The organism is Alteromonas sp. KS69 (assembly GCF_003989595.1).
Taxonomy (GTDB): domain Bacteria; phylum Pseudomonadota; class Gammaproteobacteria; order Enterobacterales; family Alteromonadaceae; genus Alteromonas; species Alteromonas naphthalenivorans.
In genome coordinates this window covers 83,247-90,332 of sequence record NZ_PYHU01000014.1, presented here as the reverse complement: position 1 = coordinate 90,332, position 7,086 = coordinate 83,247, and the positions used below count along the sequence as shown (strand labels likewise).

6 protein-coding genes are annotated in these 7,086 nt (G+C 44.7%); 2 read left to right on the top strand and 4 right to left on the bottom strand.

Annotated features, from left to right (window positions below; translation table 11 throughout):
* The first annotated feature begins 16 nt into the window (after positions 1–16).
* Entirely contained in the window at positions 17–451 is a 435-nt protein-coding gene (locus tag C7Y69_RS11500) for a hypothetical protein (RefSeq protein WP_126872790.1), read from the top strand.
* 76 nt (positions 452–527) lie between these two features.
* Here C7Y69_RS11500 and C7Y69_RS11495 read toward each other — a convergent pair whose 3' ends face one another.
* A complete protein-coding gene (locus C7Y69_RS11495; RefSeq protein WP_126872789.1) occupies positions 528–995 on the bottom strand; it encodes an EVE domain-containing protein in 468 nt (155 codons plus the stop codon).
* Positions 996–1,274: 279 nt separating this feature from the next.
* Between C7Y69_RS11495 and C7Y69_RS11490 the strand changes: the two genes are divergently transcribed.
* Entirely contained in the window at positions 1,275–3,506 is a 2,232-nt protein-coding gene (locus C7Y69_RS11490; RefSeq protein WP_126872788.1) for a YgiQ family radical SAM protein, read from the top strand.
* A gap of 34 nt (positions 3,507–3,540) precedes the next feature.
* Here the strand turns inward: C7Y69_RS11490 and C7Y69_RS11485 are convergent, their stop codons facing one another.
* From C7Y69_RS11485 to C7Y69_RS11475, 3 genes are all read right to left on the bottom strand, one after another.
* Positions 3,541–4,044, bottom strand: a complete 504-nt coding sequence (locus C7Y69_RS11485) for a cupin domain-containing protein (RefSeq protein WP_126872787.1) — start codon at positions 4,042–4,044, stop codon at positions 3,541–3,543.
* A complete protein-coding gene (locus C7Y69_RS11480; RefSeq protein ID WP_126872786.1) occupies positions 4,041–5,198 on the bottom strand; it encodes an SMP-30/gluconolactonase/LRE family protein in 1,158 nt (385 codons plus the stop codon). Before C7Y69_RS11480 ends, C7Y69_RS11485 begins: the two co-directional genes overlap by 4 nt.
* A gap of 369 nt (positions 5,199–5,567) precedes the next feature.
* Positions 5,568–7,082: a PepSY-associated TM helix domain-containing protein gene (locus tag C7Y69_RS11475; protein WP_126872785.1), complete on the bottom strand. Its 1,515-nt coding sequence runs from the start codon at positions 7,080–7,082 to the stop codon at positions 5,568–5,570.
* Between the last annotated feature and the right edge of the window lie 4 nt (positions 7,083–7,086).

The window sequence follows — 7,086 nt, the reverse complement described above, 5'->3', positions numbered from 1 at the left end:
AGGATAAACTCAGTTTATGCTTATAGGGAGGAGGCTCAATGATTATCAAACCACTGATATTTCCCATCGCCTCAGTTGGTCTCTACTCGCCCTTCGTGTTTCTGTTTTCATTGTTATGTTCGTGTGGACATTAGACAAATTCGTTAACCCTGTACATAGCGCAAAGATATTTGAACATTTTTATTCAATTGGTGGCGTACCAGAAACAGCCGTATACATTTTAGGTGCATTTCAGTTGGCACTGGTTCTTGCTTTCGTTGCCGGTATCGCAAAGCGTTACACCTACGGTTTAATTTTCTTACTTCACGGCGGGTCAACCTTGTCGTCATTTCCGCAATACTTTGATGCCTTCAACAACATGTTGTTTTTCGCTGCATGGCCAATGTGGGCGGCGTGTTTTGCCCTTTATTTATTAAGAGATGCAGATACTCGTTTTGCGTTAGGCAAATAGAGTATATCCAGCAGCTTAAACGCCGCCGGTATCTTAGATAAAATCTTAGATAAATATTTACTTATATATAGCAGGTTTAGTTCATTTTGGCAGTAGTATAAAGCTGCTGCCATTCTGTTTCTTCCACCGGCATTATCGATAACCTACCGCCCTTTTTAACCAAACCTATTTCTGTAATGTTAGGCATTGCCTTAATAACAGATAGCGGCAATACACTTTCAAACTTTTCAACAAACTTTACATCGACCCGAAACCACCGCGGATTTTCACGCGTAGATTTGGGGTCGTAGTAATTGGATTCAGGGTTGAACTGGGTTTCATCTGGGGAACCTGCCTTTACTACTTCTGCTACCCCGGCGATACCGACTATTTTGCAACTCGAATGATAGATGAAAACCTGATCGCCAACGGCGACCTTATCGCGCAAAAAGTTTCTTGCTTGGTAGTTACGCACCCCGTCCCAAGGTTCTGTTTGGTCAGGCCGTGAATTTAAATCATCAATGCTGAATGCATCGGGTTCTGTCTTAAATAACCAGTAAGCCATACATTTTCTCGTTATTATCGTAATTGATATAGCAATGCAGTATAACAAAGGCGGTGAATTTAACGACAGCGCTATACCTTGGTTGCTGAGTACTGGTATAATAGGTGTTCGGTCTACAATGTTTATATTCGCTTTAAGCAATTTCATACTCGCCTATGGCTATTTATTCTGGCTCTTGGCTATTTATGGCTCTTGGCAGTTTTGTATTTGCGATTAGCAATATGAACGATGATGTACTGACCTACTTAATTCTTTTTTTCTCTGCTATATGTGAATCTTATGCAAGCCACCATTAAGGCCGATCGCGGTCTATTTTCTTATCCTAAATATTGGCCGCACTGCCTTGGTACTGCGCCGTTTCTTCCCATGTCTAAAGAGGAAATGGATGCCCTAGGATGGGACAGCTGTGACGTTATCTTAGTGACGGGTGATGCGTACGTAGATCACCCAAGCTTTGGTATGGCAGTTATTGGCCGTGTACTTGAAGCCCACGGTTTTCGTGTAGGTATCATTTCTCAGCCCGATTGGACGAGCAAAGACGCCTTCATGACCCTTGGTAAGCCAAATTTATACTTCGGTGTTACAGCGGGTAACATGGATTCCATGATCAACCGCTATACGGCAGATAAAAAACTTCGTCACGATGACGCCTATACCGCAGGTAATGTTGGCGGCAAACGCCCAGATCGCGCGGTTACCGTATACGCACAACGATGCCGTGAAGCGTTTAAGGGCACGCCTGTTATTGCCGGCGGTATTGAAGCTAGCTTACGCCGTATCGCCCATTACGATTATTGGAGCGAAAAAGTACGTCGTTCTGTATTGTTCGACTCCAAAGCTGACATGCTCTTTTTCGGCAATGCCGAGCGCCCATTAGTTGAAGTTACCCACCGCTTAGCGGCGGGTGAAACTATTGATGAAATGCGCGATATACGCGGCACCGCTATTATCGTGAAAGAAGCACTACCTGAGTGGCAAGGGGTTGATTCAACCTCGTTAGATCGCCCCGGTAAAATCGAGCCTATCTCAAGCCCTTATCAAATGGAGCCTGAGTGCGACTCGCAAGATAAAGATAATGCAAACAGCGAAGCGCCTGAAGCCGCGCCCGTCGTGATACAGCCTCCGGAACGCCGCAAGCCTTGGGAAAATGTATACGTTAAGCTACCTGCGTACGAAACAGTAAAAGATAACAAAGTCTTGTATGCCCACACGTCACGTATTTTACACCAAGAAACCAACCCTGGTTGTGCTCGTGCATTAATGCAGCGCCATGGCGACAGACATATTTGGATAAACCCACCCGCCATGCCTTTGGAAACAGAGGAAATGGATGCAGTATTCGACCTTCCTTATCAGCGTGTGCCCCACCCTGTGTATGGCGATGCCACTATACCCGCTTACGATATGATTAAGTTCAGTATCAATATTATGCGCGGGTGTTACGGCGGTTGTACTTTCTGTTCTATTACAGAGCATGAAGGGCGAATTATTCAAAGCCGCTCTGAAGACTCGATTATTCGTGAAATTGAAGAAATTCGCGATACCGTACCTGGGTTTACCGGTGTTATTTCAGATTTAGGTGGCCCTACCGCAAACATGTACCGTTTGCGCTGTAAGAGCCCTAAAGCCGAAGCTACGTGTCGTCGTCCATCTTGTGTATACCCAAGCATTTGTGCACATATGGATACCGACCATAAACCAACTATCGATTTGTACCGTCGTGCTCGTGAATTACCCGGCGTGAAGAAAGTGCTTATCGCTTCTGGTGTTCGTTACGACTTGGCGGTAGAAGATCCTGAGTACGTAAAAGAGTTAGCGCTACATCACGTTGGCGGTTATTTGAAGATAGCCCCAGAGCACACCGAAGACGGCCCGTTATCGAAAATGATGAAGCCGGGCATGGGAAGCTATTACCGCTTTAAAGAGTTGTTTGACAAATATTCGCAAGAAGCGGGTAAGAAACAATACCTTATTCCGTACTTTATTGCCTCGCACCCAGGCACCACAGACGACGATATGTTGAACTTGGCGATTTGGCTGAAAGAGAATAAGTTTAAGCTCGATCAAGTGCAGAACTTCTATCCTTCACCAATGGCCACAGCAACGACTATGTACCACACCGAAGTAAATTCACTTCGCAAGGTAACAAAAGACAGTGAAGATGTGCCTTCGGCTAAGGGTGAAATACACCGACGCTTGCACAAAGCTATGCTGCGCTATCACGATCCTAAGAACTTCGCGCAAATTCGTGAAGCCCTAAAGCGTATGGGCCGTGAAGATTTAATAGGCCGTGGTGCACAGCACTTGGTGCCGCCGGAAACCGCAGATGAGAAACGCAAAAAAGCGGCGAAAGGAAGAAATGGCGAGCGAGGGTTAACGAAACATACTGGCTTACCGCCAAGTTTTCAACGTAAAGCCCGAGGCAAAAACACCGGTAAAAACGGTGAACAAAATCGTGGGCAAAATACGCCAAGTTCACAACGAAAAGGGAAACCAACAGCAAAACGCTAGTTTCCCCTATCGCTTTATACTAACGATTTGATAGTTATTTTTTGTAAGCACTTTTTGGAGGCACAGCAATACCTTTGCTGTGCCACTTAAATACCACAAACACTAAATCGATATCACCGGTATTTTTCACCCCGTGTTCATCCCAAGGGGCTGCGTATAGCATGTCGCCGGTATTAGCCTTAAACACTTCACCTTCAACGCTCCACTCCCCACTTCCCTGAGTCACCAATAGAAACTCTTCGTCACTATGTTCGTGAGGTGGGTGTATTTCTACACCGGGCTTAATAACTGCCATACCCGCTAATGATTGGCTAGTACCAAAGGTTTCATCATTGTGGTAGCTATAGAATATCCAGCCCTCGCCTTCATCAATGGCTGCTTTGGCCTGTGGGATCACTTGTGTTTTGAAACTGTCGCCAGAAATCACTTTGCCAGTGTCATTCTTATTAACCGCAAAAGTATCTGGGGCATAAGCAATAGAAAAACTGCCAAAAACACCTAAAATAACAGTTAGCATTATAGGTAAATTACGCTTCATTCATCCTCTCCCTTTGGTAAATTTGCTTTTTCAACCACCGCCACATACGACGCTGTTAGGCTGCTAATGTATAGCATATCTGCCGTTTCTAACACCCCTGTTGTCAGTGGATAATTTCCACTTGGATCTTGTAAGTCATTTGTCACCTTGCCTTGTTTATTTAATTTTATTACATGGCCGTAGGCTTTTGCTTTGGGGCGCAATGATGCAGGCAAGCGCTGTACTATTTTACGCAAAAAAGGAGAGTTTGATAAATCGTCTAACGAGGCGGAACGCGGTGAAGCAAACCCTACCCAGTAGCCACCGTCGGGTGCTGTGGCAATATTATCGGGAAAGCCGGGTAAGTTATCGATAAACACATCCACCAAACCTGTTTTGGGCCCAGCAATGAAGTAACGTAACACTCGGTAGCTACCTGTTTCGTTCACCAAAACATACTGCTGGTTATGGCTGATAGCAACCCCATTGGCAAAGACTAACCCATCCATTAAAACAGTAGTGACGTTGGTATTTGGATTGTACGCGAGTAATCGGCCATTACCTTTGTGCTCTAAAATTTCTAACAAGCTGCCGCTAAGTGTTCCGCCATAGGTTTTTGCACTAAATTTAGTGGTGGCGTCAGAAAAATATATCATGCCATTTTCTGCCACATCTACATCGTCAGCGTACACTATGGGCGTGCCATCAACAGTATCAGTTAGCAAGGTAATGTCACCTGATGGCGAAATAGAAAGTAACCCCAGATAAGCATCTGCCACAATAAGATTATCGCTGGCATCGAACTCCAACCCAAGCGGCCTCCCGCCCGTGTTAACCCAAGGTGTAAAGTGGGTATCGTTGGGTGCTAATAGCATGATAGTGCCATAATGCGTGGCCGTGGCGATAGTACCATCACTTCGCAGAGCAAAATCTTCTGGGCCGTATTCTCTTTTTATTGTGGTGGCTTCTTTATTGCTCAGGGCTGTTGATTCGCTCAGGGCTGTTGATTCGCTCAGGGCTATAGCATGGGCGAAGGATAGCTTATCGTTGACGTGATGAACGCCGCTATAGCCTTTGTCTTGTGGGGCATTCCATGCGTCCGGTTCAACCGGTACAGGCCAAAGTAGTAAATACCCCATCACGGCTATCAAAGCACTTATGACTAAAATTCGCATGCACTACCCTTATTAATTCCATCTGAAAATGTATAACTGTAGCAATAGCATGTTCCCAACCTGGGGTTAAATTCAGATTGGTGATTATTCAATATGGTTGAAAGCTATAGGCAGTTAAAACACGACCAATCAATGCCCACTAAGTAGGTAAATGGATGTTTAATAAAAAGAACAAGTGATCGCGTTAAGGCTAAGTCAAAGATGACTGTAGAGATGGAGATGGAGATGGAGGCGGAAGTGGAGATAAAGATAAAAGAAACGAAATGTAGACACAATACAGCGCGGCTTTCACATTTTGGTTATTTAACCTAAGTAAAAGCCACGCTGTATTAGTTAACGCTACCAATGCAGTCGTGTTTGTACAGTGTATTAAGCCATGGGCGATTGCGTTTCAGTCGATACTGATGCGCTCTTGTCGCCATTACCATCTATATTGTGCGTTGTTGTTTGATTTTCTTTTTGAAAATCCGACATTAGAGTTTCACGCTTAAGTAAAGTGTTACCTCGTAAAATACTCCATACAACATAAATCAGCATGGGTATGTTTAATTGCAACGATGCCACCGAAAGTGCATGTTCTCCGTTCACAGCGCTATAAATAAATAGAAGCAATAACACACTGATACCTGAAATTATCAGCCACACTGGTTTGGTAAGCCGCTTTATGGCCACCGTAAGTGCTACATTTAACACCATTAGTCCCCAGAATACTGCAATTAACGAACCTGAAAAGAACATATCTGCTATTGCCGTGAACGCCAATGCACTCACACTGCCCCATACCGTGCAATACCACAAACGCGTGGCCAACACAGGATGCGCTTTTTTAGATAACCACACTTCCATTCCCGATACGCACAGCATGGTTAGCATGATACCCAAAACAAAATACAGTACTTTACTCGGTATTCCTGCAAAGTCGCCAAAGTGAAGGCGATAAACAGCCCACAACAATTGCTTACCCCATGCGCCATCGTCGTAACCGGCAGTGCCTAAATAATTACCTGCGGTATCAAATCGATATGCTTCACCGTATATCATTCGCCCAGGTACTTGTGCATAAATTTCAATGAACTGTTCAGGTTTGTTCACCTCGTGAACAGTCACAAATATAAGCGGGTTTTCTGGGGCTATGGTTTCCATTTGCGCGATGGCTTTACCTATCGCTGGTTTACCTTCTTGCGCTTCAATGACTGGGTCGGGGGTAAATACTTGGTTTATTACCGCATCCCTGTCACCGCCATAATTTAATTGTGCCACTAGCACCAGTACGATACCGGCTAAACCAAAATAGGTTCCTGTTATTGCAATGACTAAATGAAATGGTGATGCCCAAAGGCCAAAGCGATTGTGCAAATCAATTTGGCTTTGTTGACCATTGCCGCCTCTTCTAAGTTTAAACGCATCTTTCGCTATACGCTTATGGGCGATAACTCCTGTGATGATAAGGGTACATATTATGGCGCCTAAGGCACTCACCAGTATCATCCCCCAGCTATGCGGTAAGTTGAGGTACAAATGTAAATCCACCAACATTTGGGTGAAGGCTACATTTTCTTTTTCAAGCAAATTACCTTGTTCATCTGCAAAGTATGCGGCGTGGTCGTTCTCTACTACCAACCTTGGAATACCTGATGTAGGGAGCACCACAAATAGATGATCTGTTTCTTCGGGATGCTTAGTTAAAAAGCTGTCCATCGCCTTTTCTACTGCCCCATCCTCGACGGATTCAAACTCGGGAATATGCGGTTGTTCCCACCGTTCAAATTCTAAATGGAATACGGCGATAGTGCCTGACAGGCAGACCAAAAAAAGGAGTACGCTTAAAAATACGCCAACCCAGCTATGTGCATTTAGGGCTGATTGTTTTGTCGCTTTGTTCATTTTA

Bases quoted from the DNA above. Each gene is read 5' to 3' on its own strand.
- C7Y69_RS11475 (WP_126872785.1), bottom strand. From the start codon at position 7,082: ATGAACAAAGCGACAAAACAATCAGCCCTAAATGCACATAGCTGGGTT.
- C7Y69_RS11485 (WP_126872787.1), bottom strand. From the start codon at position 4,044: ATGAAGCGTAATTTACCTATAATGCTAACTGTTATTTTAGGTGTTTTT.
- C7Y69_RS11500 (WP_126872790.1), top strand. From the start codon at position 17: ATGCTTATAGGGAGGAGGCTCAATGATTATCAAACCACTGATATTTCC.
- C7Y69_RS11480 (WP_126872786.1), bottom strand. From the start codon at position 5,198: ATGCGAATTTTAGTCATAAGTGCTTTGATAGCCGTGATGGGGTATTTA.
- C7Y69_RS11495 (WP_126872789.1), bottom strand. From the start codon at position 995: ATGGCTTACTGGTTATTTAAGACAGAACCCGATGCATTCAGCATTGAT.
- C7Y69_RS11490 (WP_126872788.1), top strand. From the start codon at position 1,275: ATGCAAGCCACCATTAAGGCCGATCGCGGTCTATTTTCTTATCCTAAA.